The sequence below is a fragment of the Brevundimonas sp. M1A4_2e genome, from assembly GCF_053345555.1.
In genome coordinates this window covers 224,737-250,684 of record NZ_JBKFAI010000001.1, presented here as the reverse complement: position 1 = coordinate 250,684, position 25,948 = coordinate 224,737, and the positions used below count along the sequence as shown (strand labels likewise).

Genomic DNA, 25,948 nt, shown 5'->3' with positions numbered 1-25,948 from the left:
GAGCCGGTCAGATGCAGTGCTTGCGGCGGAAGTCTTCCTTGAACAAGGCCGCGTTCTGAGGCTTCCGGATCCAGGCCTCGTGCCGCCTCTTCTCGACCTCCAACACTGGAAACCAGGTTCGTTTGAGATTGGCGTCCTGATCGCAACGGTCGTCCACCGTTTCAACCAAGTTCCAGACCATCCCGGCGTATATTTCGTAGCGTCGCCGGTTCTTGATCGAGCGCTTGTCCCTCCCCTCCAAAGGCGGAGCAATGCTGGCGGCAGGATAGTCCAGCGCCGCGCGCTGCAGGTCGAAATAGAGTCGATCTAATTCCGCGTAGGTCACGTCACGCAGTTGGCGCGACACGTCCCTGATTGCGCGCCAGGCGCCCCAGAAAGCGAGAGCGAACGCTAGGAGGGCGGCGATATCCTCCAGACTTATGGTCCCGTCCAATGTGAAGGCCATGCGCATTCTCCACGGAAGACCCACTGAATCCGCATGCGCGCGCATTTAACAAATCACAGTTCGTTGAAATGCTGGAGGTCGATAGGGCCGCCCGCGACGCCAGGTTAGAGCGCCTCAGAGGGTGAGCGCCTCGACCAACCCGCTGGCCTTGCCGCCCGACACCACCTCGCCGCCGCCGATGGCGTAAACCATACCGTCCACGCTGGCCGCCGCCAGGCCGTGGCGGGGCGTCCGCATCGCCGGACCGGCCGCCCAGGCGTCGCGGGTCGGCTCATAAATCCAGGTCTCGGCGAAGACCCCGCCGCCCGGCCGGTCGAACCATTCTCCGCCGAAGGCGACCAGCCTGCCGCCCGCCTCGGCCATGGCCAGGCCGCCGCCGACCTGCCTCCCGGTCGCGGGCGAGGCCGGGATCGGGGCCAGCGTGTCCCAGCGGTCTTCGGCGGGATCATAGCAGTCCAGCCGCCCCGTTCCGCCGCCATCCACCGTGCGGCCGCCGGCCACGAACAGCTTGCCGCCCAGCACCGCGCCCGCCGCGCTGTTGCGGGCCATGGGCGCCGGCCGCGCCTTGTCCCAGCGGTTGGCGGCGGCGTCGAAGACCAGGTGCGTCGCCACGTCGCCCTGATCGTTCCACTGGCCGTTCGCTTCGCCCTTGGGCGAGCGGCCGGTGATCAGGTGCACCCGATCGCCCAGCGACAGGCCCACGGTCTCGCACAGACGCTCGGGCATCTCACCGACCTGAGCCCAGACGCCTAGGTCGATGGCCCAGATATCCGTCATGGCGGTCCACTCGCCGCCGTCGCGCCGGTCATAGCCGCCGAAGGCCCAGACGCGCCCGGCCGCCGCCGCCAGCATCGGGTGATGGCGCGGTTGCGGCAGTCGCGGCCCCTCGCTCCAGCGGTCGGCCCTCGCGTCATAGACGGCGGTTCGATCATTGATGTGAAGTCCGCCTGTGGCCGAGCGCACCAGGCCGCCGGCGACCGTGATCGAATCGTCCAGCGCCGCGCAATAGATCTCCTGCGTCGGCCACGACATCGAGGCGCGGGGCGTCCAGCCGGTTTCGGCGCGGGCTACGGCGGGCGCAGCGGCGACGGCGGCGCTTGCGGCGAGGAAGGCGCGGCGGTGCATGGTCATGCGGCCAAGCCTAGCCGTCGCCGCCGCCCCGCGCTAGAAGTCCGGCCCGTCCCCCAATGGGATCGAACCATGTTTGAGATTGTAGCCACGGCATAGGGCCGGACGCTGATCGTCCAGAGGCCTCCTGAGCCCGCCCCGCGCCTCGTTGCGCCGGGCGCGTGTTTTCTCGTGCCTTGGAAATCTCAATCCCATGAACCTGTCACGTGCGGAGCAACGCACGCTCCACGCCCTCGCCCAGGGCGGTCGCATCCTGTTGGAACGCGACGAACAGGGCCGCATCCTGGCCGCGCGCTGCTTCACCCGCGAAGGCTGGGTGCTGGACGGCTGCAACCTGGATCAATGGCGCAGCCTGAAGCGCAAGGGCGTCATCAAGTCCCGCAACGGCGGCCCCTATGTCGTCAACCGCGAGGGCCTCAGCCGCCTGCGCAGCCGGGCCGACAACCGGACTTCAGGCCGAACCTTCTGACGCCCTGAGGAACAGGACGCGCGCGGCGCCGTAGTCGCGCGCGTCCAACCGCTCATAGCCGGGCGTGTCGATGTCGGGCTCGTCCGAGCCGCGCTCGAACACCACGATGGCGCCCGGCGCCAGCCAGCCGCCCTCCAGCAACCGCGCCAGCGTCTGTTCCCCCAGCCCCTTGGCGTAGGGCGGGTCCAGAAAGGCCAGGGTGAAGGCCTCGCCCGCCGAACCGGGGCGCGGTCCCAGGTCCGTCGCGCTGCGTCGATGCACCCGGCACCGCCCGAACAGCCCATAGGCGTCCATGTTCTCGCGGATCGCGCCGCGCGCGCCGTCGTCGGTGTCGACGAACAGGGAGAAGCCCGCCCCGCGCGACAGAGCCTCGAACCCCAGGGCCCCCGAGCCGGCGTATAGATCGATGACCCGCGCCTCATGCAGCCCCTCGGCCCAGGGGGCGTGCTCCAGCACGTTGAAGATCGCCTGACGCGCCCGATCCGATGTCGGCCGCGTGTTCTGCCCCTCGGGCGTGACGATGGCGCGCCCTTTCAGGCTGCCAGCTACGATGCGCATGGATCAGCCGCGCCCGCGCGGGCCGCCGCGACCGCCGCCGCCCGAAGGCTTGCCGCCGAAAGGCCTGCCGCCAGAGGGCTTGGCCCCGAACGGCTTACTCCCGAACGGCCTGCCCTCGCCGCGAGGCCCGCCGGGCCGGTCGCCCGACCGCTCGCCGAAGCGATCGGTAGGACGCGCGTCGGAACGCCCGCCCGCGCCGCCGGGACGGCCGAAAGGCTTATCGCCGGGCTTGCCGCCCGGGCGGCCGCCCTTGGGCGGGCCGCGACGGTCGTCGATGAACTGGTCGGCGCGCGGTTCGCGCGGCTTGAACGGGCGGCGCGGGCGGTCGTCGTTCCCAGCGCCTTCACCCTCGCCCGGACGGGCGCGCGGCTTGAAGCTCTTGGAATGCTCGAACTTCGGCTTGGCCTTGGCCCAGCCGTCCTTCTTGGCGGGTTTGCCGAACTCGGCGCCCTCTTCGGCCGCCGTTTCAGCGGCGCGCACGCGGCTGGGCTTGCGCGACGGGTCCGACATGGCCGAGCCGGACTTGCCGCGCACGATCGGCGTGCCGGTGCGGCGGCCGGGCGTCGGCGCGGGCGTTTCGACCGTGTTGCCAGTCGGCAGGTTCTCGGGGCGGATATGCTCGGCCAGCATCTCGCGGATCACGCGCGGCCCGACTTCTTCGACCGCGCCGACCGGCAGGGTGCCGAGCTGGAACGGACCGTAGGCCAGGCGGATCAGGCGGTTGACCGTCAGGCCGACGCTCTCCAGCACCTTGCGGACTTCCCGGTTCTTGCCCTCGGTGATCTGGACGCTGAGCCACAGATTGGCCGAGGACTTCTCGCCGTCCGCCTTCTCCTTGGCCTTGTCGATGGTGGCTTCGACCGGACCATAGCGGATCCCGTCGACGACCACGCCGTCCTTCAGCTTGTCCAACTGCTCCTGGGTGATGCGGCCGCGCGCACGGGCGCGGTACTGACGCACCAGGGCGGTGTCAGGAAGTTCCAGCGCCCGGCTCAGTTCGCCGTCGTTGGTCAGCAGCAGCAGACCCTCGGTCGCCAGATCGAGGCGGCCGACCGAAATCACGCGCGGCAGACCGCTGGGCAGGGCGTCGAACACATTGGGACGGCCCGCCGGGTCGTTGTGGCTGGTGATCAGGCCCGCAGGCTTGTGATAGCGCCAGACCCGCGTGGCCTGAGCGGCGCCGATCGGTTTGCCGTCGACGGTGATCTTGTCGTCGCGCTTCACCAGCACGGCGGGCGTGTCCAGGATGCGGCCGTTCACCGCCACCTTGCCCAGACCGATCAGCCGTTCGACCTCGCGGCGCGAGGCGATGCCGGCGCGGGCCATGACCTTGGCGATTCGCTCGGTGCGCTCGGGCGCCTTGGCTTCCGCTCCAGGCTTGCCCCCCGAACGGCCCTCGGCGCGGTCGCGGGGCTTCCCGCCCGGCTTGCCGTCCTTGTCGAAGGGCTTTCGCGGGCCCTTGTCGGCGAAATTACGGGGACCGCGCCCACCGTCGTCTTGACGGGAGCGGGGCTTCTTGTCGTTGTCTTTGGGATGGCGATCCATGATGAGCGGTTCATGAGCATGGCGCTCGATCTGGCGCAAGCGGCGGCTGAGGCTGGCGAGGTGCCCGTCGGGGCCGTGATCGTGGACGAAAACACCGGCGAAGTGCTTGGGCGCGGGCAAAACGGGCCCATCACGGCCCATGATCCGACCGCTCATGCCGAGATCATCGCGCTGCGCGATGCAGCGGCGACGTTGCAGAATTATCGCCTTACGGACCTGACCCTCTATGTCACCCTGGAGCCGTGCGCCATGTGCGCGGGCGCCATCAGCCACGCCCGCATCGGCCGGGTGGTCTGGGGAGCCGGCGATCCCAAGGGCGGCGCCGTGCTGCACGGCGGGCGGTTCTTCGACCAGCCGACCTGTCACTGGCGGCCCGCGACCGAGGGCGGCGTCCTGGCCGACGCGGCCGCCGAGATGCTCCGCGGCTTCTTCCGCTCCCGGCGGAAACCCCGGGCAGGAACGCCGGGCGACACCGGGCGTTGAAGCTCCAAGCTTGACCTTGAGAGGGCCTCCATTGCCGACCCGCACCCTATGGCCGACCGTCGCCGTTTCCGCCCTCATTCTGTTGTCGGCCTGCGGGCAGGAGCCGCGCGAGGCGCCGACCGACGGCGATGCGGTGCGCCAGCGCGCCATTGACGCCCAGACCGCCCGCCGCCGTACCGGCGCGGAACTTCAGGACCGCGCTTTGAACCGCGTCATCCACGCGGTTTACCTCTGCAACAACTCCGAGCGGCTGTCGGTCGATTTCGACAACCCGCGCCAGATGGCGACCGTGCGCAACTCCAACGGCGAGGCGGTCGATCTGTATCAGGAGCGCGCCGCTGACGGCATCTGGTATCGCGCCTCGGGTTATGAACTGCGCGGCAAGGGCGTCATGGCGACATGGAGCGCCGCCAATCGCGAACCGACCGAGTGCCGGGCGGTCGACTAGGCCTCCGCCGCGCCCTCTCCGATCAGGAAGGCGCGCACCGCCTCGGCATCGACGTCCTTATCGGTGAAAGCTTCGCCCACGCCCCGCGCCAGGATCAGCGTAAGACGCCCGCCCTCGGCCTTCTTGTCCCCCGCCATGCGCGCGATCAAGGCGTCGACGGCGAAGCGATGATCCACATCCGACAGCCGCGTCGGCAGGCCCGCCGCGCGGATGCCCGCCTCTGCGCGCTCGGCCTCCGCGGCCGGGCACAGACCCTGCTGCGCCGAATAGCGGAAGGCCAGGGCGCAGCCCAAAGCCACCGCCTCGCCGTGGGTCAGGGTGTCTGCGAAAGCCAGCTCGGCCTCCAAAGCATGGCCGAAGGTGTGGCCCAGGTTCAGCAGGGCGCGGCGGCCCGCCTCCTTCTCGTCCTCGCCGACGATCTGGGCCTTGATCTCGACCGAGCGGATCACCGCCCTCTCCAGCGCATCCGGGTCGCCGCTTGCCCCGGCCGCGCCCTCCCCGCCAAGCCAGTCGAAGAAGGCCGCGTCGCAGATCAGGCCGTGCTTCAGCACCTCGGCCCAGCCCGAGCGCACCTGGCGCACCGGCAGGGTGGCCAGCGCCTCGATGTCCGCCAGCACCCGGCGCGGTTGGTGAAAGGCGCCGATCAGGTTTTTGCCGCGCGGCGTATCGATCGCCGTCTTGCCGCCGACCGAGGAATCCACCTGGGCCAGCAGGGTGGTTGGAATCTGCACGAAATCAATGCCGCGCATGAACAGTGCGGCGGCCAACCCGGCCAGGTCGCCCACCACGCCGCCGCCCAGGGCGACGACCATGCTCTTTCGATCCAGCCCCTCGGCCAGCAGGCGATCCAGAACAGCCTCAAGCTGTTCAAACGACTTGGAGGCCTCCCCCGCCGGGACGGTTGCCAGTCCGGTCTCCAGGCCGGCCGCCGCCAGAGAGGCGCGCACCGTCTCGCCGTGAATGGCCGCCACCGTCTCATCGCTGACGATGAAGGCCCGCGTCGGCTTCAGGGCGGCGACCTCGGCCCCCGCCGCCTTCAGCAAGCCGCGCCCGACCACGACCTCATAGGGGGCGAAGGCGCCGCCCGCGACCGGGATCGTCGTCGTCATCGCTTGGTCTCCTGCCGCCCGAACCGGCGCAACTGTTTCAGAATGGCGTCCACGGCCTGACCGTGCGAGCCGCCGCCCACATCGACGGTCACATCGGCCTGTGCGTAGATGGGGTAGCGTGCCCGCGCCAACTCGTTCAGCGCCACCAGCGGGTCGCGTCCGCGCAACAGGGGGCGCGTGTCGCGCCGGCCTACACGTTCGGCGATCACCTTCAGATCGGCCCGCATCCAGACGCTGACCGCGTGTTGCTTCATCAAGGCGCGCGTGTCGGGGTTGAGCACTGCGCCGCCCCCGGTCGCCAACACGATCGGCGGCCCTTCCAGCAGGCGGCGCATCACCCGCGCCTCGCCCGCCCGGAACTCGGCCTCGCCACGCGAGGCGAAGATCTCACTGACGGTCATGCCCGCCGCTTCCTCGATCACCTGATCCCCATCGGCGAACGGCAGGCCCAGCCTTTGGGCCAGCCGTCGCCCCACGGTCGATTTCCCGACGCCCATCAGCCCCACCAGAGCTATGGTGCGGACAGAAGACAGCGGGAAGGAATCAGGCGAGGCGTCGGAAGGCATGGCTCCTATACCCTCTACACGAGACGCCGCCCGGCTCCACACCTCAGAAGAGACGACCTGACACGGCATGACACCGCAGATCGAAGCCTTCCTTGAGATGATGGCGGTCGAGCGCGACGCCTCGCCCCATACGCTGGCCGCCTATGGCCGGGACCTGGCGGATGCGGAAAACTGGCTGGGCGACGGGGGCCTGATGGCTGCGCCGCAGGAGGCGCTGGAGGCGTGGTTCGCCGATCTGTCGCGGCGCGGGCTGTCGGCCGCCACCGCCGCACGCCGCCGCGTCTCGGTGAGGCAGTTCTACCGCTTCGCCCTGGGCGAAGGCTGGCGGGCCGATGATCCGTCGCGCCGTCTCGATGCGCCCAAGCAGGGACGCAGCCTGCCCAAGACCCTGAGCCGCGACGAGGTCGAGGCCCTGCTGGCCGCCGCCAGCGCCCACGACGGCGCGGCGGGCCTGCGCCTGATCGCCCTGGTCGAGATGGCCTACGCCTCGGGCCTGCGCGTGTCCGAGTTGCTGGGGCTCAAGGTCGAGGCCGTGCGGCGCGATCCGGCCTATCTGATCGTGCGCGGCAAGGGTGGAAAGGAGCGTCTGGCGCCCCTCAACGCTGCCGCGCGGGAAGCCATCAAGGCCTGGCTCGACGCCCGCGACGCCGCGCGCAAATCCGGCGCGCCCGATAGTCCGTGGCTGTTTCCTTCCCATGGCAAGAGCGGCCATCTGACCCCGCGCCGCTTCGCCCAACTGCTGGATCAGGCGGCCCTTTCAGCCGGGATCGACCCGTCGCGCGTCAGCCCCCACGTCCTGCGCCACGCCTTCGCCACCCACCTACTGGAAGGCGGGGCCGACCTGCGCGTGGTCCAGACGCTGTTAGGTCACGCCGACATCTCAACCACCCAGATCTACACCCACGTCGCTACCGACCGCCTGTCCCAGGTGGTCCACGCCAACCATCCTCTGGCGAAGGACGACTGAACCCGCGCTTGCTCCGAAGCGTTCGGCGCTCTAGGTTCCGCCGCCTTCCGTAGCGCAATGCGCGCTTCCTCCTCACGGACGCCTAATGGCCACGCACTATCTCGAATTCGAAAAGCCGATCGCCGAACTGGACGCCAAGATCGCCGAGTTGTCGCTGCTGGCGCCGACCAGCGGATCCTTCGAGACCGAGATCGCCGCCCTGCGCAAAAAGGCCGACGCCATGCGCACGAAGGCATACGCCAACCTTGACCCGTGGATGCGCACCCAGGTCGCGCGCCACCCGCAGCGCCCCCACTTCATCGACTACGTCGACGGCCTGTTCACAGACTTCGTGGAACTGCACGGCGATCGTCAGTTCGGCGACGACCAGGCGATCCTGGGCGGTCTGGCCCGTTTCCGCGGCCAGCCGGTCGTGATCATGGGCCATGAAAAGGGCCACGACACCCAGACCCGCATCATCCACAACTTCGGCATGGCCCGCCCCGAGGGCTATCGCAAGGCCGTGCGCCTGATGGACATGGCCGAGCAGTTCGGCCTGCCCGTCCTGACCTTCGTCGACACCGCCGGCGCCTATCCGGGCCTTGGCGCCGAGGAGCGCGGCCAGGCTGAGGCCATCGCCCGTTCGACCGAGCGCGGCCTGACGCTGGGCGTGCCCTCCATCGCCACGGTGACGGGCGAAGGCGGTTCGGGCGGCGCCATCGCCATCGCCGCCGCTAGCCGCGTGCTGATGCTGGAACACTCCATCTATTCAGTCATCTCGCCGGAAGGCGCGGCGGGCATCCTGTGGCGCGACGGCTCGCGGGCCAAGGACGCGGCCAATGCCATGAAGATCACGGCGCCGGACCTGATCGAGCTGAAGATCGTCGACCGCGTGATCCCCGAGCCGCTGGGCGGCGCCCACGCCGACCGCGAAAAGGCGATCCAGAACGTTGGCCAGGTGCTGGAAGAAGAACTCAAGGCCATGTCCGGCCTGTCGGCCGAGCAGTTGAAGAAGCAGCGCGCCGACCGTTTCTACGCCATCGGCCGTCTGGGCTGATCGGACGCGCGAGCCGTTGCAAGGCGGCTCGTCGGCGTCGAAGCTGCGCCGATGCGATTCGTCCAAGGTTCCGTAATGCGTGATTCGAGGCTCTCATGCGCAGCATGAACGGGGTCGGCGAAACCCTGCGCGAAAGTGCGGTCTTCAACTTCGATGGGGCGATGACCATGGTCATCGACGACTCCCCCTTCGCGATGGAGCTGACGACTCAGGCTCTGCTAGGGTTCGGCATCAAGGTCCGCCATGCGTGCGCCCAAGCGGCGGAAGCCATCAAGGTCCTGCAGACCCACCCGGTCGATCTGATCCTGGTGGACTGCGAAATGCCGGGCATGAGCGGCTATGAGTTCGTGCGTTGGCTGCGTCGCTCGGGGCTGGAACCGAACGCCTATGCGCCCGTCATCATGACCGCCGCCCACGTCCGCCGCTCCAAGGTGTCTGAGGCGCGCGACTGCGGGGCCAACTTCCTGATCACCAAGCCGTTCAGCGCCGGAGTGCTGCTGGAACGCATCGTCTGGGTGGCCAAGGATAATCGCCCCTTCCTGGAGGTCGGCGACTATTTCGGCCCGGACCGTCGCTTCAGGGAGGAACCCTGGCCCGGTCCCGAGCGTCGTTCCGAGGAGATCCGCAAGGCGGAATTCGAGGCCCAGCGAAGAGGCTCGATCAATCTATGACCGTCATCACGCACAATCGTCGTCGCTCGCGCCTGTCGACCCTGATCGACCAGCCCGGCGGCGTCAGCGTCGGAACCGCGCTGAAGCAGGCGCGCGCCAACCTGGCGGAATATGAGACCCGCAGCCGGGAGGTCATCGAGGAACAGGTGTCCGCTTTGGCGGGGATGAAGCCTCCCTCCAGTCCCGACGAAGCCTCCGCCGCGTTGGATCAGGCCTATGCCCGCTCCAGCGCCGTGATCGATGCGGCCGGGCCATTCGAGATGAAGGACATCTGCACCGCAGCCGCCAATCTGTGCGATCTGATCGACGCGGCGCCGGAAGATCAGGCGTTCGACTGGCGGATCGTTACTGTCCACGCCCAGGCGTTGCGCCTCCTTTTGACGCTGCCGAGCGAGGCGGACGACGCCCGCGCCCAGGTGCTGGACAGCCTCAAAGACGTGCTGAAGGCCAAGGTCCCCGGCGCCAAGGACTAAGCTCAGTCAGGTTTGAGGGGCCTGCGTCCTGGCGCCGCGCGTCTGTTTGCGCCACAGGGCCGCATATTCCCCGCCCTGACGCGCCACCAGCTCATGGTGGGCGCCGCGCTCGACGACGCGGCCCGCCTTGAGCACCAGGATCTGATCGGCGTCGGCCACGGTGGACAGGCGGTGCGCCACCACCAGGGTCGTGCGCCCTGCCCTCGCCTTGCGCAGCGTCTTCTGAATGGCCGCTTCGGTGCGGCTGTCCAGGGCGCTGGTCGCCTCGTCCAGGATCAGGATGCAGGGATCGGCCAGCAGGGCGCGGGCGATGCCGACACGCTGGCGCTCGCCGCCGGAGAGCTTCAGGCCTCGCTCGCCGACGCGGGTCTCCATGCCGTCGGGCAGACTGCGGATGAAATCGGCCAGTTCGGCGCCCTCGGCTGCGGCCCAGATCGCTGCGTCGTCCGCATCAGGACGGGCGAAGGCGATGTTGGCGGCGATGGTGTCGTTGAACAGAGCCACGTCCTGCGGCACCAGGGCCACGGCGGAACGCAGCGACGCCTGGGTCAGGCCGCGCGCGTCCCGACCGTCGATCAGCACCGCGCCTTCCTGTGGGTCCAGCAGGCGCAGGGCCAGTTTGACGATGGTCGATTTGCCAGCGCCGGACGGCCCCACCAGGGCGGTCGTCGTGCCGGCGGGCGTGACGAAGCTGACGTCGTCCAGTCCCGCCGCCCGCGCGTCGTGCCGGAAGCCCACATGATCAAAGACGATCTCGGCGCCGCCACCGCTCTCAGGCCGGGTCAGGGCCACGGCGTCGGGCGCGTCCGCCACCTGCGGCGCTTGTCGCGTCACCTTAAGCATCTCCTCCATGTCTATGAAGGACTGGCGGATCTCTCGATAGGCGAAGCCAAGGATGTTCAGCGGCGCATAGAGGGAGATCATGATCAGCACGGCGGCTGTCACATCGCCCGGCCCCATCCGTCCGGCCGCCGCCTCGAACCCGGCCATGACCGCCATGACGCCAAGGCCCACGTTCATGATCAGGCCCTGAATCAGGTTCAGCGCCGCCAGCGAGGTGTTCGCCTTCAGCGAGGCCTGAACATAGGTCGACAGAGATCGGTCATAGGCCTCGGCCGCGCGGCTCTCGGCGCCGAACGACTTGACCGTCTCATAGTTCAGCAGGGCGTCCACCGACAGGCCCGCCGCCTCGCTGTCGGCGGCGTTCATGGCGCGCCGGTGCTCCAGCCGCCAGTTGGCCATGGCGAAGGTCGTGATCGCATAGACCAGCACGACCGCCACCGCGACCGCGCCGAAACGCCAGTCGTATTTGCCGCCCAGCACCGCCGCCGCCAGCAGCAGCTCCAGCACCGTCGGCCCCAGGTTGAACATCAGGATGCGCAGCAGGAAGTCCACCGCGCGCGAGCCCCGGTCCATCACGCGCGACAAGGCGCCGGAGCGCTTGGTCTGGTGGAAGTCCAGCGACAGGCTGAGGGCGTGGGCGAAGGTCTCGGCCGCCGTCTTTCGCTGGGCCGCCGCGCGCACGGGGGCGAACACCACGTCCGACAACTGCGGCGTCGCCGCTGACAGGAAGCGCACCACCGCCCAGCCCACGGCGAAGGCGGCGAAGCCCAGCCCCACGGACGCCGCGGGCCCCTGATCGGCCGCCAGATGGTTGACCGCCGCGCCCAGCACCAGCGGCGCCAGCACGCCCAGCCCCTTGCCCGCCAGCGTGAGCAGGATCGCGCCCGTCACGCGCCAAGGCAGTTGCGGCGCGCCGGACCGCGCCACCACGCCGATCAGGTTCTTCAGCGCCTCCAGCGTCGGCGGCGCGTCCTGCTGAGAGGGATCGACGCCAGCGTTCATGGCCTTGGTCGCGACATCGCCGCGCCGTCCCGAGCGTTCACCCCGCATCGCCGCGCTCCGCCGTCGTCATGCCATCGAGGCGGAACCGGACCGCCACCTCAGTTCAGGCTCGCCACAGCGTCGATGAGGGCGTCCACCGCCGCCTCTTCGGTCGCCCAGGAACAGACGAACCGCACCGAACCGTCGTCGAACTGATAGCAGGCCCAACCGACGGCGTTCAGCGCCTGATGCGCCTCTTCAGGCATGCGCACGAAAACCGCATTGGACTCGACCGGATGGGCGAGAACGAAGGACGTCCGGGCCTCGATGCCGTCCGCCAGACGCTGAGCCATCAGATTGGCGTGGGCGGCGCCCGACAACCAGTCGCCGCTTTCCAGCAGACCTAACAGCGGCGCCGCCAGCAGCCGCCCTTTGGACGCCGTCTGACCCGCCTGCTTCAGCCGGTTGTCGATCCGCCGCGTCAGGCCCTTGTCGAAGATGACCAGCGCCTCGACACAGTGCGCGCCGGCCTTGGCGCCGCCGAACGACAGAACATCCACGCCCAGCCGCGCGATATTCTTGGGGTCGAAACCCGCGGCCACGGCGTTGGCCAGCCGCGCCCCGTCCATATGGACGCCAAGCCCAGCGCTTTTGGCGGGCTCGATCAGGTGACGAAGCTCTTCCTCGGAATAGACGGCGCCGTACTCGGTCGCCTGGGTCAGGCTGAGGGCGGCGGCAGGCTGGCGGTGGCCGACGACAGGCTCTTCCAGAGCGGCGTGCAGCGCCGCCACGTCGATCTTGCCCGAGTAGCCGGGCAGCCCGATCAGGCCGACGCCGTGACCGAAGAAGCCAGGCGCGCCAGTTTCATCCGTGCAGATATGGGCGGCGTGGTGGGCTAGCACCGCCTCATAGGGACGCGCCAGCATCGACAGGCCGATGGCGTTGGCCGCCGTACCGCTGAACAGGAAGCGCACCTCGGCGTCGGCGTCCAGCGTCTGACGGATCAGGTCGGCGGCTCGCGCCGAGGTCCCATCCGCCCCGTAGGCCCGCGCGAAGCCGGTATTGGCCGCGATGAGGCTCTGAAGGGCCGAGGGCGCCATGCCCGCCGTATTGTCGGAACCGAAGTCGAAACGCACGGGTCACTCTCCCCCTCGGCCGGACGATCCGTCCTGAGCCGCATCGTTTTCCAGCGGGGCCATGACGACCCGCGCGAACTTGGCGTCCTTCGCCGGCACCTCGACCTGGTGCGGGAAGGGAATCTCGATACCGGCCTCGTCCAGCGCCTCCTTGCCCGCCTGCATCAGGTCGGACTGGGTCTGCCACCAGTCGGCGTTGTTGACCCAGGCGTGCAGGGTGATCTGGACCGAGCTGTCCAACAGACCCGTGACCCCGGTCCACGGCGCCGGATCCTTCAGCACCCTGTCGTTCACCCTGGCGACCGACGCCAGAACGGCGCAGGCGTCCTTCAGGTTTTCACCGTAGCCCACAGTGAATTTGATCTCGATCCGGCGCGTCCGCTGGCCCGTCACATTGACGATGACGTCGCTCAACACCTTGGAATTCGGAATGACGATCTTGTGGTTGTTGGCGTTGGTCAGCTGGGTGGTGAACAGATCAAGCTTCTGCACCGTTCCGGAGGCGCCGCCCACGTCGATGGCCTCGCCCACGCGATAGGGGCGAAGGATCAGCAGCATCACCCCCGCCGCCACATTCGACAGCGTCCCTTGAAGAGCCAAGCCGACCGCCAGCGAGGCGGCGCCCAGAACGGCGATGATGGAGGTCGTCTGCACGCCCAGGCGCTGCAGTACAGCGATCATGCCGATGATGACGACCACCACCCGCACGATCTGCACCATGAAGGCCAGCACCGTGGGATCGCGCCGCACCAGCCGCGTCCGGCCCAAAATCTTCCGCGCCGCGCCCGAGGCCCAGCGCGCGGCGAGCAGGGTCAGGACGAAGATGATCGCCGCAATGGCCAGGTTGACCGCGAAATCGCCCAGCAGATCCATAGCCTTGGCCAGGATAGCGGCGTCCATGCTCAGCCTCTGCTCGCCGGCGGCCATCGCCTGAGCCAGGGGCTCGGCCAGCACGACGGGACTATGCAGGAAATTCATGAGCATGAACCGGGTCTAACGCACGTGGAGCCGATTGGAAGCCCCGACGCTCAAGCTTTTTCACCGGCGCTGACCCGACCGCCGCCGCGCTCGATGGCGTCCAGCAGATCGAGCACCGTCTCGAGCGTATCCGCCTCGCGCGCGGGCTTGTCCCAGCGGATGCGGCTGACGCGCGGGAAGCGCATGGCGACCCCCGATTTGTGCCTCGTCGAGCGTTGAAGCCCCTCGAAGGCGATCTCAAGAACCAGGCCGAAATCGCGTTCGGCGCGAACCGCGCGAACGGGGCCGAAACGATCGGTGGTGTGGTCGCGCACGAATTTGTCGATCTGTTTCAACTCCTCGTCGGTGAAGCCGAAATAGGCCTTGCCGACCGGCGTCAGCGCGCCCTCCTCGGTCCAGACCCCAAACGTGTAGTCGGAATAGAAGCCGGACCGTTTGCCGTGGCCCCGCTGGGCGTACATCAGAACCGCGTCGATGACGTGAGGATCGCGCTTCCATTTGAACCACGGCCCTTTCGGGCGGCCAGCGACATAGGCGCTGTCGCGGCGTTTCAGCATCAGGCCTTCGGCAGCGGCGCCGACCGGCGGATCGGCCCGCAAGGCCGCCAGATCGTCCCAGGTCGCGTGGGTCAGCAACGGCGACAGCGCCAGCCGGTCGCTCTCATGTCGGGACACCAGACGTTCGAGCCGCTCTCGACGCTCCGTCAGAGGCAGCGCGCGCACGTCCTGCTCTCCCTCGGCAAGCAGGTCGTAGGCCAGGATGGCCGCTGGATAGTCCTGCATCAATCGCGCGCTGGCCGTCTTGCGGTTCAACCGCTGCTGCAAGTCGCCGAAAGGAGCGACAGCGCCATCGCGCACGACGAGCAGTTCGCCATCTACTGCGCCCTCAAAGGTCAGAGCCTGGATCACGTCGGGAAACGCCGCCGAAATGTCGTCGCCGGTACGGGAATAGAGCCGCGTCACCCCGCCTTCGCGCACAGCCTGAACCCGCACGCCGTCCCATTTCCACTCGGCCACGAAGTCTGTCGGGTCCAGACGGGACATATCCGCCGCCTCATCCAGAGCGGTCGCCAACATGACGGGACGGAAGCGGCCGGAAGCCTCGGCGCTGGGGCGTTCGCCCCGCCCTTCCAGCCAGGCGAACAGGTCGCCATAGGGCGCGCTCAGCCCATGCCAGACCTCTTCGATGTCGGCGACGTCGACCGGCGGCAGGACGGCGGCCTGCTCGCCGCCTTCCGGCGTAGGAGGCGCGCTGACGGCGTCCGGCCGCATCATGGCGGCAGCGGTGCGCGCCAGGCGCGCCGACACGCCGACGCGCAGACCGCCCGTGACCAGCTTCAACAGCGCCCAGCGCCCTTTCGGCTCCAGGGCGTTCAGCCAGCCTTCGATCAGACGGGGCGCCTCTTGCCGGCCTGCGCCCTGCAGCGCGTCAACGACCTCGCCCAGCGACGGCTCGCGGTTGGGCCGGTGTTCGGGATCGGACGGCCAGATCAGGGCGACCGTCTCGGCCAGGTCGCCCACATAGTCGTAGGACCAGCCGAACAGCACAGGATCGACCCGCGCCTCGGCGGCCTTGCGGATCATGGCCGGCTTGGCTGCAGAGAACGCCAGGTCGCCGGTCAGCGCCGCCAGCGCCCAGCCCCGATCCGGATCGGGCGTCGACCGGAGATAATCGCGCAAGAGAACCAGCTTCGCCTTGCGCGACGCAGTCAGCGACAGTCGATCAAGCAGTTCGGCGAAACGGCGCAAATCGGCTCCTGAGATTCGGTCGTGGCCTTACGGAACGCCGAACCTCGCAAGCGTTTCCGTATCCGTCAGGCGGCTTCGCTCTCGACTGACTGTTGAAGCGCGGGCCGCCCGCCCTTGGCCTGGGTCATAAGGCCGGCAAGACTGCGGAAATCGATCGGCTTGTTCAGGTAGGCGTCGGCCCCAGCCGCCATGCCGGCTTCGTGGTCCTCGTTCCGGGCCGACGCCGATAGCACGACGATCGGCGTTTCCGCGTTGGCGCCGCCCGCGCGGATCAGACGGGTGGCAGTCAGGCCGTCCATGACCGGCATGTTCACGTCCATGATGATCAGGTCAAACGCCTGATGTTGAGCAATATCGACCGCCTCCTGGCCGTTTTCAGCCGTCGTGGTGCGGCGTCCGGTCGAGCCCATCCACGCCTCAAGGATCATGCGGTTGACCGGGTGATCCTCGACGACCAGCACCTTCATGCCGTCCGGTTCGATGCTATCGGCGTCCGCGTCGGCCTGAGCGGCCTCATCTTCCCAGCAGACGACCTCGCCCTCGACAGCGAAGGTGAAGACCGACCCCGAGCCGACCTGAGACTGCACCGTGATGTCGCCCCCCATGATGTTGGCCAGGCGTCGCGAAATCGTCAGGCCCAGACCCGTGCCGCCGAAGCGTCGTGTCGACGAAGCGTCGATCTGGGTGAAGGGCTGGAACAACTGATCCATGTCGCCTTCCGAAATCCCTGCGCCGCTGTCGTGAACCGCGAACTCGAACGCCACGCGGCGCTCGGAGATACGGCGGCTTCGCGTCACAAAGCGGATGTCGCCGCTCTCGGTGAACTTCACCGCGTTGGACAGCAGGTTCTGCACCACCTGACAGACCCGCAAGGGGTCGCCGCGCACGACGGCAGGCGTATCGCCCTCGAACTCGGACACGAACCTCAGTCCCTTGGCCTCGGCCTGCGCCTCGAAGGGGCCGACGATGCGGCGGTGAAGGTCGTCCAGTTGGATGTCGATGGACTCGAAGTTCATCCGCCCCGCCTCGATCTTGGTCATGTCGAGGATGTCGTTCAGCAGGCTGAGCAGATTGTCGCCCGAGTTGCGGATGATCGCCAGATATTCGCGCTGGGCGCCGTCCAGCCGCGTCGCGCTCAACAGCTGCGCCGCGCCGAGCACCCCGTTCATCGGGGTGCGCAGTTCGTGAGAAATGACGCCGAGGAAGTTGGATTTGGCTTCATTGGCGGCATTCGCCTTGTCCCTGGCCGCCTCCAGTTCCTCGATCAGATGCGCCTGGTGTTCCTGGAAGGCGCGGATGCGTTCCTCGCGCAACATGGTCATCGTCACGAGGACGAACAGCGAGGCCGCCGTGAACGGCGCCAACATGAGAAAGGGCCAGAAGGCTGGATCGCCGATCAGGGTCACAGCGATGATCGCCGCCGCGACGCCGTAGGGCGATGAAATCACAATGGCCTGCTTGGGCGAGCTGCGCAGTTGGGCGAAGACCAGCACATAGCCGGAGATCAGCAGTGCGATCGCCAGTTCGCGGCCGAAGAGCGAGTCCGAAAACCAGGCCATAAGCGGCGCCGCCGCCCAGGCGGCCGTCGTCACAGCGCCCACAATCGGGAAGATGCGGTCCCACCCGGCCTCAGCGTTCTGGCTGCGGCTGATCCGCTTTTCCGCCACGCCGCGCAGGGCCCCGGCGGCCAGGGTTCCGGCGAACCACAGCAGGCCATGCAGCAGACCCACGGTGGCGATCAGCCCCACGGCCCAGCTGGTGATGATCAGATAGCGCAGATAGTGGGTCTGCAGGATGGCGGACAGAGCCTGGGCGGCGCTGCCGGCCTCCTGGCTTTCAAGCCCCTTCCCTATTCCTTCGGAACCCACCATGGCGACGCCCCCGCTCGCTGCAATATGCTTCGGGGGCGGACGCTATGGCCAAAAGTTCTAAGACGATATGAATGCGGAGAACTACGTAATCCCAAATCGGTGAATATCAGCCCGCGGCCTCGCCCGGCGTCTGGGCGCGGATGGACAGGGCGTGGACCGGGCCGCTGAGCTCGTCTTTCAGAGCCGTATTCACCGCCCGCTGACGCGCGACGCGATTCATGCCTTCGAAGGCGGTGGAAACGATCCGCAGCTGGAAATGACTTTCCCCGCCGTCCTGGGCGTCGATTCCCCCTTCGTGGTGGTGGCCGGCGTGTTTCCAGCTGTCGTCCTCCAGCTCAATCACGCTCGGAGCGAAGGCCGCTGTCAGTTTTTCGCGGATAATCGTCGCCACAGGGCCATTAGACATCGGTCGTTCCTTGAAGCCGTCCAAATCAGCCCTACACTTCGGAGGATGTCTGCGTCTTTTCAATACAAGCCTCGCTTTACCGATATCCGCGTGAAGCCGCCCCGGCCCGACGAGGAACAGGCCGAGGCCGACGTCCTGCACCTGAAGCCCGGCGAGAAGCGCTGCGAGTGGCCCGACTGCTCTCGCCCAGCGACCGCCAAGGCGCCCAAGTCGCGCGAGCAGATCAACGAATTCTACAACTTCTGTCAGGGCCACGCGGGGCAGTACAACAAGGGCTGGAACTTCTACGCCGGCATGAACGAGGGCCAGATCCGCGCGGCCCAGGAAAACGAGGCCATGACCGGCGGCCGCCCCACCTGGCAGATGAAGGCCGGCCCCCAGACGCGCGAGGCGGCCGCCTTCGCCGCCAAGTTCGGCACGAACAACACCTCAGGCGCCGGTTCATGGCGCGACAGTTTCGGCCTGTTCGGACGCAGAACCCAGGAAGCGCCGGTCGCCGAGGCCCCTGAACAGCGCATGGGCAAGCTGGAGCGCGCCGCCCTGGCGGACCTGAACCTGGAGCCGGGCGCCGACAAGGCCGCGGTGAAGGCCCGCTATCATGAGCTTTTGAAGCGCTTCCACCCGGACACCAATGGCGGCGACCGTGGCGCCGAGGTCAAACTTCAGAGCGTGATCAAGGCCTGGAAAACCTTGAAAAAGGCCGGTTACGCTTGAGAGACCTCAGCAGGCCGGCGCCGCCGGGCGAGGCCTCCACGCGGGTGACCTGCCCGCCGAGTTGAGACGAGTCCCAGATCTCCGCGAAGACGTCCGCGCCGCTTTCGCCGCGCATCACCTGGCGCGTCTCGCGGATCGCCTCAAGGAAGGTGTCGGCCTCAAGCGCAAGCATTTGAGGCGTCCGGCCGGGCGCGTCGTACACATAGCAGAAGAACTGCGGCAGCGTGGTCATCTCAGCCCCTCCCCAATGGGAGCGATGCGACAATTGTTAACATCACGCTGTGGATATTCCGAATCACAGAACCGTTGTTTCTGAGAGGCGTTGAAGCAGCTTCAGCCCTTCAAAATGTTCGGAGTCTGCCCATGGAAATCCTGTACCGCGCCCACGCCACGGCGTCCGGCGGAGGACGCGACGAGGGCCGCTCGGCCACCGACGACGGCAAGATCGACGTCCGCCTGTCCGTCCCGACCGAAATGGGCGGCAAGGGCGGCGACGGAACCAACCCGGAGCAGCTGTTCGCAACCGGCTACGCCGCCTGCTACCTGGGCGCCCTGCGTCTGGTGTCCGGCAAGGCGGGGACGCCTGTGGGACCTGACACCAAGGTCGAGGCAGGCATCGGGTTCGGCAAGAACACCCGCGGCGAAGGTTTCAACCTGGATGTGACGCTGAAGGTCACGGACCACGGATTGGACGAGGCGGTTATCAACGACCTTATCCACAAGGCGCATCAGGTCTGCCCCTACTCCAACGCCACGCGCGGCAACGTCGAGGTCGCCCTTTCGGCGGAATAATCCGACCGGCCCAGCGCTAATCATCAGTCCGGCCCCTCGCGCGTGTTGAGCCGCGCGCGCGAGGGCGCTAGGTGGTGGCCATGACCTCTCCGCTCGACGCCTCCCCCGATCCGCTCGTCACGCTGGAACCGCACCGCAAGGTCACGCTGAAAGAAGCGTTCGGCATCGATTCCGACATGGTCGTGCCCGCCTTCGAGACGCGCGACAGCCACGTGCCCGAGATCGACGAATCCTATCGGTTCGATCCGCAGACGACGCTCGCCATCTGCGCGGGCTTCGCCTACGACCGCCGCGTGATGGTCCAGGGCTATCACGGCACCGGCAAGTCGACCCACATCGAGCAGGTCGCCGCCCGCCTGAACTGGCCGATGGTGCGCGTGAACCTGGACGCCCACGTCAGCCGGATCGACCTGATCGGCAAGGACGCCATTGTCCTGAAGGACGGCAAGCAGATCACCGAATTCCGCGAAGGCATCCTGCCGTGGTCGCTGCAACGCCCGGTCGCCCTGGTGTTTGACGAATACGACGCGGGCCGCCCCGACGTGATGTTCGTCATCCAGCGCGTGCTGGAGGCGCAAGGGCGTCTAACCCTGCTTGACCAGAACCGGGTCATCCGCCCGAACAAGTGGTTCCGCCTGTTCGCGACCTCGAACACGGTCGGTCTGGGCGACACTACGGGCCTGTATCACGGCGCCCAGCAGATCAACCAGGCGCAGCTGGACCGCTGGAACATCGTCACCACGCTGAACTATCTCGACCACGACGTGGAAGCCGAGATCGTCGTGGCCAAGGCGCCTGAGTACGACACGGCCGACGGCCGCCGTCAGATCGCCGCCATGGTCCGCGTCGCCGACATGACCCGCAACGCCTTCATGAACGGCGACATCTCGACCGTGATGTCGCCCCGCACGGTCATCACCTGGGCCCAGAACGCCATCATCTTCGGCGGCGACCTGGCCCTGAGCTTCCGGCTGACCTTCCTGAATAAGTGCGACGAGCTGGAGCGGCCGACCATCGCCGAGTTCTATCAGCGCGCCTTCGGCGAGGACCTGCCGGAAGCGGCAACGCGGGTGAAGATCGGCTGACGCCCTAGCGCATCGCCATATTGAAAAGGCCGCCCTCCGATCCGGAGGGCGGCCTTTTTGTTCAGCCGTGGTGACGCTTAGCGCAGGCTGGACGCGAACATCCGCGGCCGCGAACGCCGCACCAGCCACAGGTTCACCGTCGCCGCCCCAAGCACGAGCGCCGCCACGGCCTGGTGGAGCACGCCCAGCGTGACCGGCACGGCGTGGATCAGGGTCATGACGCCCAGCCCCGCCTGGAACCACAGCGCGCCCGCAAAGATGACGGCGGCGATCCCCAGCCCGCCGTCCAGACGCCCGCGCAGGGCCTGGACCGCATAGAAGGTGCCGGCGAACAACAGCATGTATGCGCCGATGCGGTGGTTCAGCTGGACCAGCCCCTGATCATGCAGGAAGGCCAACGCCCCCTGCCCCCACGCGATCGGCGGGAAGAAGGCTCCGTTCATCAACGGCCAGTCCGTGTAGATCAGGCCCGCCTTGGCGCCCGCCACCAGGCCACCCAACAGGCACTGGACGAAGACCCCGCCCAGCAGCAGGCCCGCGGCCCAGGTCCAGGCGCGCGACGGACGGTTGGCGTCAACCCCGGCCCACGCCTCCAGCCCCGTCCAGATCAGGCCCGCAAAAATCACGAAGGCCAGGCCCAGATGGGTCGCCAGACGTTCCGGCGCTACATCGACGCGCTCGGCCAGGCCGCTGGACACCATCCACCAGCCGATCAGCCCCTGCAGGCCGCCCAGAGCCAGAAGAACGGCGCAGCGGCCGATCAGACGACGCGGGATCGCCCGGAAGGCCAGGAAGGCGATGAAGGGCAAGGCGAAGACGGCGCCGATCAGACGCCCCAGCAGCCGGTGCGCCCACTCCCACCAGAAAATGTACTGGAACTGCGCCATGCTCATGCCGGCGTTCACTTCGGTGTACTGGGGGATGGCCTTGTACTTGTCGAACGCCTCGACCCAGTCAGCGTGGTTCATCGGCGGCAGCGCGCCCATGATGGGCTTCCATTCCGTGATCGACAGACCCGATCCGGTCAGGCGCGTCGCCCCCCCGACCACGATCATTGCGAACACCAAGGTCGCGCAGAAAAACAGCCACAGCGCCACAGCGCGGCTGCGATCCAAATCCCCAATACGCTTCATTCGACGCCTGCCGTTCGCCCCGATATGCTTGCCGCCTCTTCACAGGCGGCGGAACCGAGGGATATGCCCCTCCCGCGTGGCAAGATCGAGTCGCTTTCTTCGCCAAAGCGTCGCACAGCAGTCAGGGAGCGCCGGCCGGTGCAATATATCGAGATCGCCATCGCCGTTATCGGCGCCGTGGCTCTGGCGTGGATCGCCGACCTTCTGACGGGACGCCGAGGCATAGGGGCCGTCATCCTGGTGGCCCTGGTCAGCGCGGCCTGCGGCGCCTTCCTGGCCATTCGCGTCTTTGCGGTCGCCGCCCTGACGGACTGGGAGTGGCTGCTGTGGTCGCTGGTGACCACGGTGATCGGCCTGGCGGCCTTCTTCCTGTTCAGGAACAAGCGCTGATGCCGCCCCGCGCGCGCCGGTTCGTCGCCACCGTGGCGGTGGTGTTCTTCCTGATCTTCTGGATCTGGGGCGCCGTGACGCTGCACGCCCTGTTGCCTAAGGCCTGGTGGATCGACCTGATCTTCTTCGCCATGGCGGGCATCGGCTGGGGCGTGCCGCTCATTCCCCTGCTGCGCTGGGCCGAACGGGAATAGAGGTTTGGCCGGGCCGCCCCGACATCAGGGCGGCCCGGCCTTCGCATCAGAAGCGGACGCGCACGCCGCCGAAGACGCCGCGACCGGCCGTGCCGTAGCCCAGCACGGTCTGGTAGTCCTCGTCGAAGGCGTTCTCGATCCGGCCGTAGACTTCCAGATTGTCGTCGATCGGATAGGAGGCCCGCAGGTCGACCAAGGTGAAGGCGTCGACCTTCACCGCGTTCGCCAGGTCATTGAAGGTCTCGCCCACGTAGCGAACGGACAGGCCGGTTTTCAGACCGAAGGCCCAGTCGTAGTCGGCCGCGAGATTGCCCATGTGCTCGGGACGCAGGCGCAGACGCTTGCCTTCATGATCGCCGACGGCGTTCTTGGCGTCCGTCCAGGTGTAGTTGGCGTTCAGGTGCAGGCGCTCGGTCACGTCGAGACGGCCGATCAGTTCGACGCCCTTGGTCTCGGCCTTCTGGATGTTCTGATAATAGCCGCCGTACGGCTGGCTGCAGATCGGGTGAGCGTCGCCGGGCAGGCAGTTGGCGTAGTTGATCTCATTGTCGCTATCGCGCTGGAAATAGGTCGCCGAGACGACGGCGCGGTCGAACAGGCGTTGTTCGACGCCGATCTCCCAGCTCTCGGCTTCTTCAGGCTGCAGATCCAGGCTGCCGTACTCGCTGTAGAGCTCGTACAGACCCGGCGCGCGGAAGCCCTGCCCCCAGCTGGCGCGCAGGACGGTGGCGCCGTCGTTCAGCGCCCAGGCCGCCGCGACCTGCCCCAGCAGGTTGTCGCCATACTGGGCGTGATCGTCATAGCGCAGCCCGCCGGTCAGGGTCAGGCCGTCCAAAACGGTCCACTGAATCTGGCCGTAGACGCTGTTCAGCTCAGCCTCGCCGCGCCCGTAGTCTGCGGCAGGATTCCAGTCGCCCAGCGAGCGCGCCTTCATTTCAGACTTTTCGTGCTCGACGCCGAAGGTCGTGTTCAGCGTCTCGGTGACGGCGAAGGCGCCCTGATACTCCCAGCGGCGGTTCTGGCCTTCGGAATCGAAGGTCAGCGGCTGGATCTTGTTGTCCGGGTTGAAGTTGCGACGATCCGTATCGGTGTGGGCATAGCCGATGCGGTTACGGAAACGGCCGTCCAGAAGGTCGATGTTCAGCCCGGCGTAGGCGACCAGCTCCTGCGTCTTGCCATAGTCGCGGCTGTCGCCGTTCCAGGCGTCGAAGCCTGCGCGCCCGCTGGACCAGACCGAGCGCAGGTCCAGCGACACGGCGTCGGTGATCTTCAGATTCAACCGTCCCGACAGGCCGGTATTGTCGTAGCCGTCGTCTTCGGTTCCCGTGGCATAGGCCGAGAAGCCGTCGGTGGCGTAGCGGCTGGCCGCCAGGCGCCAGCTCAGTCGCTCATTGGCGCCGCTCACGCCGCCGCGGAAATAGGTCGTGCCGCGCGCGCCGGCTTCTGCGTCCAGGCCGCCCTGGAAGGCTTCTGTCGGCTCGGTCGTGACGATGTTCACCACGCCGCCGATGGCCTGGCTGCCCCACAAGGTCGACTGGGCGCCGCGCAGAACCTCGATGCGGGCCGCGTCGCCAACCAGCAGATTGCCGAAGTTGAAGCCGCCCTGGGTCGAGGACGGGTCGTTCAGCTTGACCCCGTCGATCAGGACGACGGTGTGGTGGCCCTCCGCGCCGCGGATATACAGGCTGTTGGCCGCGCCCACGCCGCCGTTGCGGCTGTAGCTGACGCCCGGCGTCTGCGCCAGAAGCTCGGCCACGGCGGTCGTCTGGCGCGCTTCAATGGCGGCCTGGGTCAGGACGGCGACCGAAGCGCCGACCCGCTCGATCGGCTGGGCCGAGCGGTTGGCGGTGACGACCACGTCCTCGACGGCGGTGGCGCCGGCGCGGCCCGCGACATCGGGGGCGGCGGCTTGCTGATCGAGCGCTTCAGCGGCGAAAGAAGGGGCGGCGGCCAGAAGGCTGGCGGCGGCCAGGGCGGCGCATGCGGTCCGGTTCATTCCGGGTCTCCATATGACGACGCCGCGTCGGACCGACCATCGCCCGGATGAGCGAAAGCGGCCGCTGACGCGGCTGGTTTACGACTGTCGTCACACGAGTTGCCTCGACCGCCCGGCACATCCCGACCGCGCGGAGAACGACGGCGACAGGCAGGTCTCCTGGCTCGCGGATCAAGGCCGGTGCGCGTCGCCTTCCCAGCAGTCGATGAGGTCGTGACCTCTCGAGCCGCCAGTGGCGTTTGACGCGCGGGCTAACCGCTTACAGTTGCGGGAACAGCCGGAGTTTCACACTCCGTTCCCTTTTAATCCCCCGTCGAGGGGAACCTGACGCGACCGCCGCAGTAGGGCCGCGCGCGGTTCAGGTCAACAGCAACGCCCGGCCCGGCATGGCGGACTGCGGCCTTACACCCAAGAAAAAGGGCGTGGAGATGATCTCTCCACGCCCCCTGCTTCTTGTTGGACTGGACCGGCGTCAGACGGCGGCGGGCTGCGGCTCGCCGTCCGCGCTGTCCGCTGCTGGGATGTCGTCCAGCTCGCCTTCCCACTTGGCGACCACGGCGGCGGCGACGGAGTTGCCGACGACGTTTGTGGCCGAGCGCCCCATGTCGAGCAGGTGGTCGACGCCTAGCACGATGGCGATCCACGCCTCAGGCAGGCCGAAGTAGGTCAGGGTCGCCATGATCACCACCAGCGAGGCGCGCGGAATACCCGCAATGCCCTTGGACGTCACCATCAGCAGCAAGAGCATGAAGATCTGCTGCGACACGCTCAGATGCACACCGTGGGCCTGCATGATGAACATGGTGCCGAAGGTGCAGTAGAGCATCGATCCGTCCAGGTTGAACGAATAGCCCAGCGGCAGGACGAAGCTGACGATGCGGCGGCGCACGCCGACCTTGGGCAGGGCCTCAAGGATGCGCGGATAGGCGGCTTCCGAGCTGGCCGTCGAGAAGGCCAGCAGCGTCGGGGTGCGGATGGCCTGGAACAGCGGGATCACCCGCTTGCCCAGCACCACGGCGCCCGCCACGAACAGCAGGCCCCACAGCACGCCCATCGAACCATAGAAGCCCAGCACGAACTTGGCGTAGGTGCCCAACATCTCCAGCCCCTGGGTGGCGATGGTCGAGGCCAGGGCGGCGAAGATGGCGAACGGCGCCAGCTTCATCACGAACTCGGTCACCTTCAGCATGATGCTGGCGGCCTGTTCGACCAGGTGCAGCACCGCCGGCGCCTTGTCGTCGAGGGCGGCGACCGCCGTGCCGACGAAGACCGAGAAGACGACGATCTGCAGGATCTCGTTCCTGGCCATGGCGTCGAAGATCGAGGTCGGCACCAGGTGGGCGATGAAGCCGTGCAACGAGAAGGCGTCGGTCGAGGCCGCCGGGGCCGTCGCAGCCACCGCCTCGGGCAGGTGCATGTTCGCGCCCGGCTGCAGCAGTTGGACCATCACCAGGCCCAGCACTAGCGACACGATCGAGGCGCCGATGAACCAGGTCATGGTCTTGACGCCGATCCGCCCGACCGAGGCGGCGTCCTCCATATGGGCGATGCCCGCCACAAGGGTGGTGAACACCAACGGCGCGATGATCATCTTGATCAGACGCAGAAAGATGTCGGTGATGAGATTGAGGTTCGACGCGGCGGCCGAAGCCTGATCCGCCGTCAGAAATTTATTCAGGCCCCAGCCCGTCACAACGCCGAGGACCATAGCCCCGACGATGAGGTAAGCGAAAATACGTTTCATACAGTCGTCCAGGTTCGCGGCGCAGAATCCCCCAACGCC

General features: G+C 67.7%; 28 protein-coding genes and 1 riboswitch. Of the genes, 12 read left to right on the top strand and 16 right to left on the bottom strand.

From position 1 onward, the window contains the following. Positions 1-7 precede the first annotated feature (7 nt). Both ACLBV5_RS01210 and ACLBV5_RS01205 read right to left on the bottom strand, forming a co-directional pair. Positions 8-445 (bottom strand): hypothetical protein, encoded by a 438-nt coding sequence (locus tag ACLBV5_RS01210; protein ID WP_447604588.1) that lies wholly within the window; start codon positions 443-445, stop codon positions 8-10. A gap of 114 nt (positions 446-559) precedes the next feature. Continuing rightward, positions 560-1,576 (bottom strand): Kelch repeat-containing protein, encoded by a 1,017-nt coding sequence (locus tag ACLBV5_RS01205; RefSeq protein WP_447604587.1) that lies wholly within the window; start codon positions 1,574-1,576, stop codon positions 560-562. A 190-nt stretch (positions 1,577-1,766) separates the two neighbouring features. On the opposite strand from ACLBV5_RS01205, the gene ACLBV5_RS01200 reads away from it, so the two are divergent. Continuing rightward, positions 1,767-2,042, top strand: coding sequence for a YjhX family toxin (locus ACLBV5_RS01200; RefSeq protein WP_303706246.1), 276 nt, complete (start codon positions 1,767-1,769; stop codon positions 2,040-2,042). Here the strand turns inward: ACLBV5_RS01200 and rsmD are convergent. Together rsmD and ACLBV5_RS01190 are read right to left on the bottom strand one after the other, a co-directional pair. Continuing rightward, positions 2,025-2,600: a 16S rRNA (guanine(966)-N(2))-methyltransferase RsmD gene (gene rsmD / locus ACLBV5_RS01195; protein WP_447604586.1), complete on the bottom strand. Its 576-nt coding sequence runs from the start codon at positions 2,598-2,600 to the stop codon at positions 2,025-2,027. The genes ACLBV5_RS01200 and rsmD overlap by 18 nt on opposite strands. A gap of 3 nt (positions 2,601-2,603) precedes the next feature. Next, complete coding sequence (locus ACLBV5_RS01190; RefSeq protein WP_447604585.1) at positions 2,604-4,145, bottom strand: pseudouridine synthase; 1,542 nt, start codon at positions 4,143-4,145, stop codon at positions 2,604-2,606. Between the two features lie 12 nt (positions 4,146-4,157). Here ACLBV5_RS01190 and tadA point away from each other — a divergent pair, with 12 nt between their 5' ends. Beyond that, entirely contained in the window at positions 4,158-4,628 is a 471-nt protein-coding gene (tadA, locus tag ACLBV5_RS01185; RefSeq protein ID WP_447604584.1) for a tRNA adenosine(34) deaminase TadA, read from the top strand. 31 nt (positions 4,629-4,659) lie between these two features. Next, on the top strand, positions 4,660-5,076 hold the full coding sequence (locus tag ACLBV5_RS01180; protein WP_447604583.1) for an MliC family protein: 417 nt from the start codon (positions 4,660-4,662) through the stop codon (positions 5,074-5,076). On the opposite strand, the gene aroB is transcribed toward ACLBV5_RS01180, so the two are convergent. Next, complete coding sequence (aroB, locus tag ACLBV5_RS01175) at positions 5,073-6,185, bottom strand: 3-dehydroquinate synthase (protein ID WP_447604582.1); 1,113 nt, start codon at positions 6,183-6,185, stop codon at positions 5,073-5,075. The genes ACLBV5_RS01180 and aroB overlap by 4 nt on opposite strands. Further along, positions 6,182-6,751 (bottom strand): shikimate kinase, encoded by a 570-nt coding sequence (locus tag ACLBV5_RS01170; RefSeq protein ID WP_025977203.1) that lies wholly within the window; start codon positions 6,749-6,751, stop codon positions 6,182-6,184. The genes aroB and ACLBV5_RS01170 overlap by 4 nt, the downstream gene beginning before the upstream one ends. A gap of 67 nt (positions 6,752-6,818) precedes the next feature. Here ACLBV5_RS01170 and ACLBV5_RS01165 point away from each other — a divergent pair, with 67 nt between their 5' ends. The 4 genes from ACLBV5_RS01165 to ACLBV5_RS01150 all read left to right on the top strand — a co-directional run bounded on the left by ACLBV5_RS01165 (position 6,819) and on the right by ACLBV5_RS01150 (position 9,898). Further along, positions 6,819-7,718 carry a site-specific tyrosine recombinase XerD gene (locus ACLBV5_RS01165; protein ID WP_447604581.1) on the top strand — a complete coding sequence of 300 codons (900 nt, stop codon included), beginning with the start codon at positions 6,819-6,821 and terminating at the stop codon, positions 7,716-7,718. 85 nt (positions 7,719-7,803) lie between these two features. Further along, positions 7,804-8,754 carry an acetyl-CoA carboxylase carboxyltransferase subunit alpha gene (locus ACLBV5_RS01160; protein ID WP_447604580.1) on the top strand — a complete coding sequence of 317 codons (951 nt, stop codon included), beginning with the start codon at positions 7,804-7,806 and terminating at the stop codon, positions 8,752-8,754. Positions 8,755-8,849: 95 nt separating this feature from the next. Next, positions 8,850-9,425 carry a response regulator gene (locus ACLBV5_RS01155; protein ID WP_134581031.1) on the top strand — a complete coding sequence of 192 codons (576 nt, stop codon included), beginning with the start codon at positions 8,850-8,852 and terminating at the stop codon, positions 9,423-9,425. Next, positions 9,422-9,898, top strand: coding sequence for a hypothetical protein (locus tag ACLBV5_RS01150; RefSeq protein ID WP_025977209.1), 477 nt, complete (start codon positions 9,422-9,424; stop codon positions 9,896-9,898). Before ACLBV5_RS01155 ends, ACLBV5_RS01150 begins: the two co-directional genes overlap by 4 nt. A gap of 6 nt (positions 9,899-9,904) precedes the next feature. On the opposite strand, the gene ACLBV5_RS01145 is transcribed toward ACLBV5_RS01150, so the two are convergent. The 6 genes from ACLBV5_RS01145 to ACLBV5_RS01120 all read right to left on the bottom strand — a co-directional run bounded on the left by ACLBV5_RS01145 (position 9,905) and on the right by ACLBV5_RS01120 (position 17,861). Next, on the bottom strand, positions 9,905-11,791 hold the full coding sequence (locus ACLBV5_RS01145) for an ABCB family ABC transporter ATP-binding protein/permease (RefSeq protein WP_447604579.1): 1,887 nt from the start codon (positions 11,789-11,791) through the stop codon (positions 9,905-9,907). Positions 11,792-11,841: 50 nt separating this feature from the next. Beyond that, positions 11,842-12,858, bottom strand: a complete 1,017-nt coding sequence (locus ACLBV5_RS01140) for a threonine aldolase family protein (protein WP_447604578.1) — start codon at positions 12,856-12,858, stop codon at positions 11,842-11,844. A 3-nt stretch (positions 12,859-12,861) separates the two neighbouring features. Next, entirely contained in the window at positions 12,862-13,842 is a 981-nt protein-coding gene (locus ACLBV5_RS01135) for a mechanosensitive ion channel family protein (RefSeq protein WP_303706255.1), read from the bottom strand. Between the two features lie 44 nt (positions 13,843-13,886). Beyond that, complete coding sequence (locus tag ACLBV5_RS01130; protein WP_447604577.1) at positions 13,887-15,584, bottom strand: cisplatin damage response ATP-dependent DNA ligase; 1,698 nt, start codon at positions 15,582-15,584, stop codon at positions 13,887-13,889. 65 nt (positions 15,585-15,649) lie between these two features. Next, positions 15,650-17,455: a response regulator gene (locus tag ACLBV5_RS01125; RefSeq protein ID WP_447604576.1), complete on the bottom strand. Its 1,806-nt coding sequence runs from the start codon at positions 17,453-17,455 to the stop codon at positions 15,650-15,652. 106 nt (positions 17,456-17,561) lie between these two features. Continuing rightward, positions 17,562-17,861: a BolA family protein gene (locus ACLBV5_RS01120; protein WP_025977215.1), complete on the bottom strand. Its 300-nt coding sequence runs from the start codon at positions 17,859-17,861 to the stop codon at positions 17,562-17,564. Between the two features lie 45 nt (positions 17,862-17,906). Here ACLBV5_RS01120 and ACLBV5_RS01115 point away from each other — a divergent pair, with 45 nt between their 5' ends. After that, entirely contained in the window at positions 17,907-18,575 is a 669-nt protein-coding gene (locus ACLBV5_RS01115; protein ID WP_447604575.1) for a J domain-containing protein, read from the top strand. Here ACLBV5_RS01115 and ACLBV5_RS01110 read toward each other — a convergent pair. After that, entirely contained in the window at positions 18,535-18,807 is a 273-nt protein-coding gene (locus ACLBV5_RS01110; protein ID WP_025977217.1) for a hypothetical protein, read from the bottom strand. The genes ACLBV5_RS01115 and ACLBV5_RS01110 overlap by 41 nt on opposite strands. A 131-nt stretch (positions 18,808-18,938) precedes the next feature. Between ACLBV5_RS01110 and ACLBV5_RS01105 the strand changes: the two genes are divergently transcribed. Continuing rightward, the gene (locus ACLBV5_RS01105; RefSeq protein ID WP_025977218.1) at positions 18,939-19,367 is read left to right on the top strand and encodes an organic hydroperoxide resistance protein; all 429 of its coding nucleotides are present in this window, start codon (positions 18,939-18,941) and stop codon (positions 19,365-19,367) included. Positions 19,368-19,447: 80 nt separating this feature from the next. Continuing rightward, entirely contained in the window at positions 19,448-20,452 is a 1,005-nt protein-coding gene (cobS, locus tag ACLBV5_RS01100; protein ID WP_313632688.1) for a cobaltochelatase subunit CobS, read from the top strand. A gap of 77 nt (positions 20,453-20,529) precedes the next feature. Here the strand turns inward: cobS and ACLBV5_RS01095 are convergent, their stop codons facing one another. Continuing rightward, on the bottom strand, positions 20,530-21,585 hold the full coding sequence (locus ACLBV5_RS01095; RefSeq protein ID WP_313632690.1) for a COX15/CtaA family protein: 1,056 nt from the start codon (positions 21,583-21,585) through the stop codon (positions 20,530-20,532). 138 nt (positions 21,586-21,723) lie between these two features. Here ACLBV5_RS01095 and ACLBV5_RS01090 point away from each other — a divergent pair, with 138 nt between their 5' ends. Further along, the gene (locus ACLBV5_RS01090) at positions 21,724-21,975 is read left to right on the top strand and encodes a transglycosylase (RefSeq protein WP_134581051.1); all 252 of its coding nucleotides are present in this window, start codon (positions 21,724-21,726) and stop codon (positions 21,973-21,975) included. Next, positions 21,975-22,169, top strand: coding sequence for a DUF2842 domain-containing protein (locus ACLBV5_RS01085; protein ID WP_392353653.1), 195 nt, complete (start codon positions 21,975-21,977; stop codon positions 22,167-22,169). The genes ACLBV5_RS01090 and ACLBV5_RS01085 overlap by 1 nt, the downstream gene beginning before the upstream one ends. Before the next feature lie 46 nt (positions 22,170-22,215). Here ACLBV5_RS01085 and ACLBV5_RS01080 read toward each other — a convergent pair whose 3' ends face one another. Then, a complete protein-coding gene (locus ACLBV5_RS01080; protein WP_447604574.1) occupies positions 22,216-24,165 on the bottom strand; it encodes a TonB-dependent receptor plug domain-containing protein in 1,950 nt (649 codons plus the stop codon). Between the two features lie 132 nt (positions 24,166-24,297). Continuing rightward, positions 24,298-24,508: riboswitch (cobalamin riboswitch) on the bottom strand. A gap of 129 nt (positions 24,509-24,637) precedes the next feature. Beyond that, positions 24,638-25,909, bottom strand: coding sequence for a dicarboxylate/amino acid:cation symporter (locus ACLBV5_RS01075; protein WP_278069100.1), 1,272 nt, complete (start codon positions 25,907-25,909; stop codon positions 24,638-24,640). Positions 25,910-25,948: the final 39 nt, after the last annotated feature.

What these genes read in the sequence shown, in the direction of transcription:
- ACLBV5_RS01210 (WP_447604588.1), bottom strand. Translation starts at nt 445, where the DNA reads ATGGCCTTCACATTGGACGGGACCATAAGTCTGGAGGATATCGCCGCC.
- ACLBV5_RS01205 (WP_447604587.1), bottom strand. Translation starts at nt 1,576, where the DNA reads ATGACCATGCACCGCCGCGCCTTCCTCGCCGCAAGCGCCGCCGTCGCC.
- ACLBV5_RS01200 (WP_303706246.1), top strand. Translation starts at nt 1,767, where the DNA reads ATGAACCTGTCACGTGCGGAGCAACGCACGCTCCACGCCCTCGCCCAG.
- rsmD (WP_447604586.1), bottom strand. Translation starts at nt 2,600, where the DNA reads ATGCGCATCGTAGCTGGCAGCCTGAAAGGGCGCGCCATCGTCACGCCC.
- ACLBV5_RS01190 (WP_447604585.1), bottom strand. Translation starts at nt 4,145, where the DNA reads ATGGATCGCCATCCCAAAGACAACGACAAGAAGCCCCGCTCCCGTCAA.
- tadA (WP_447604584.1), top strand. Translation starts at nt 4,158, where the DNA reads ATGAGCATGGCGCTCGATCTGGCGCAAGCGGCGGCTGAGGCTGGCGAG.
- aroB (WP_447604582.1), bottom strand. Translation starts at nt 6,185, where the DNA reads ATGACGACGACGATCCCGGTCGCGGGCGGCGCCTTCGCCCCCTATGAG.
- ACLBV5_RS01170 (WP_025977203.1), bottom strand. Translation starts at nt 6,751, where the DNA reads ATGCCTTCCGACGCCTCGCCTGATTCCTTCCCGCTGTCTTCTGTCCGC.
- ACLBV5_RS01165 (WP_447604581.1), top strand. Translation starts at nt 6,819, where the DNA reads ATGACACCGCAGATCGAAGCCTTCCTTGAGATGATGGCGGTCGAGCGC.
- ACLBV5_RS01160 (WP_447604580.1), top strand. Translation starts at nt 7,804, where the DNA reads ATGGCCACGCACTATCTCGAATTCGAAAAGCCGATCGCCGAACTGGAC.
- ACLBV5_RS01155 (WP_134581031.1), top strand. Translation starts at nt 8,850, where the DNA reads ATGCGCAGCATGAACGGGGTCGGCGAAACCCTGCGCGAAAGTGCGGTC.
- ACLBV5_RS01150 (WP_025977209.1), top strand. Translation starts at nt 9,422, where the DNA reads ATGACCGTCATCACGCACAATCGTCGTCGCTCGCGCCTGTCGACCCTG.
- ACLBV5_RS01145 (WP_447604579.1), bottom strand. Translation starts at nt 11,791, where the DNA reads ATGCGGGGTGAACGCTCGGGACGGCGCGGCGATGTCGCGACCAAGGCC.
- ACLBV5_RS01135 (WP_303706255.1), bottom strand. Translation starts at nt 13,842, where the DNA reads ATGCTCATGAATTTCCTGCATAGTCCCGTCGTGCTGGCCGAGCCCCTG.
- ACLBV5_RS01125 (WP_447604576.1), bottom strand. Translation starts at nt 17,455, where the DNA reads ATGGTGGGTTCCGAAGGAATAGGGAAGGGGCTTGAAAGCCAGGAGGCC.
- ACLBV5_RS01120 (WP_025977215.1), bottom strand. Translation starts at nt 17,861, where the DNA reads ATGTCTAATGGCCCTGTGGCGACGATTATCCGCGAAAAACTGACAGCG.
- ACLBV5_RS01115 (WP_447604575.1), top strand. Translation starts at nt 17,907, where the DNA reads ATGTCTGCGTCTTTTCAATACAAGCCTCGCTTTACCGATATCCGCGTG.
- ACLBV5_RS01110 (WP_025977217.1), bottom strand. Translation starts at nt 18,807, where the DNA reads ATGACCACGCTGCCGCAGTTCTTCTGCTATGTGTACGACGCGCCCGGC.
- ACLBV5_RS01105 (WP_025977218.1), top strand. Translation starts at nt 18,939, where the DNA reads ATGGAAATCCTGTACCGCGCCCACGCCACGGCGTCCGGCGGAGGACGC.
- cobS (WP_313632688.1), top strand. Translation starts at nt 19,448, where the DNA reads ATGACCTCTCCGCTCGACGCCTCCCCCGATCCGCTCGTCACGCTGGAA.
- ACLBV5_RS01095 (WP_313632690.1), bottom strand. Translation starts at nt 21,585, where the DNA reads ATGAAGCGTATTGGGGATTTGGATCGCAGCCGCGCTGTGGCGCTGTGG.
- ACLBV5_RS01085 (WP_392353653.1), top strand. Translation starts at nt 21,975, where the DNA reads ATGCCGCCCCGCGCGCGCCGGTTCGTCGCCACCGTGGCGGTGGTGTTC.
- ACLBV5_RS01080 (WP_447604574.1), bottom strand. Translation starts at nt 24,165, where the DNA reads ATGAACCGGACCGCATGCGCCGCCCTGGCCGCCGCCAGCCTTCTGGCC.
- ACLBV5_RS01075 (WP_278069100.1), bottom strand. Translation starts at nt 25,909, where the DNA reads ATGAAACGTATTTTCGCTTACCTCATCGTCGGGGCTATGGTCCTCGGC.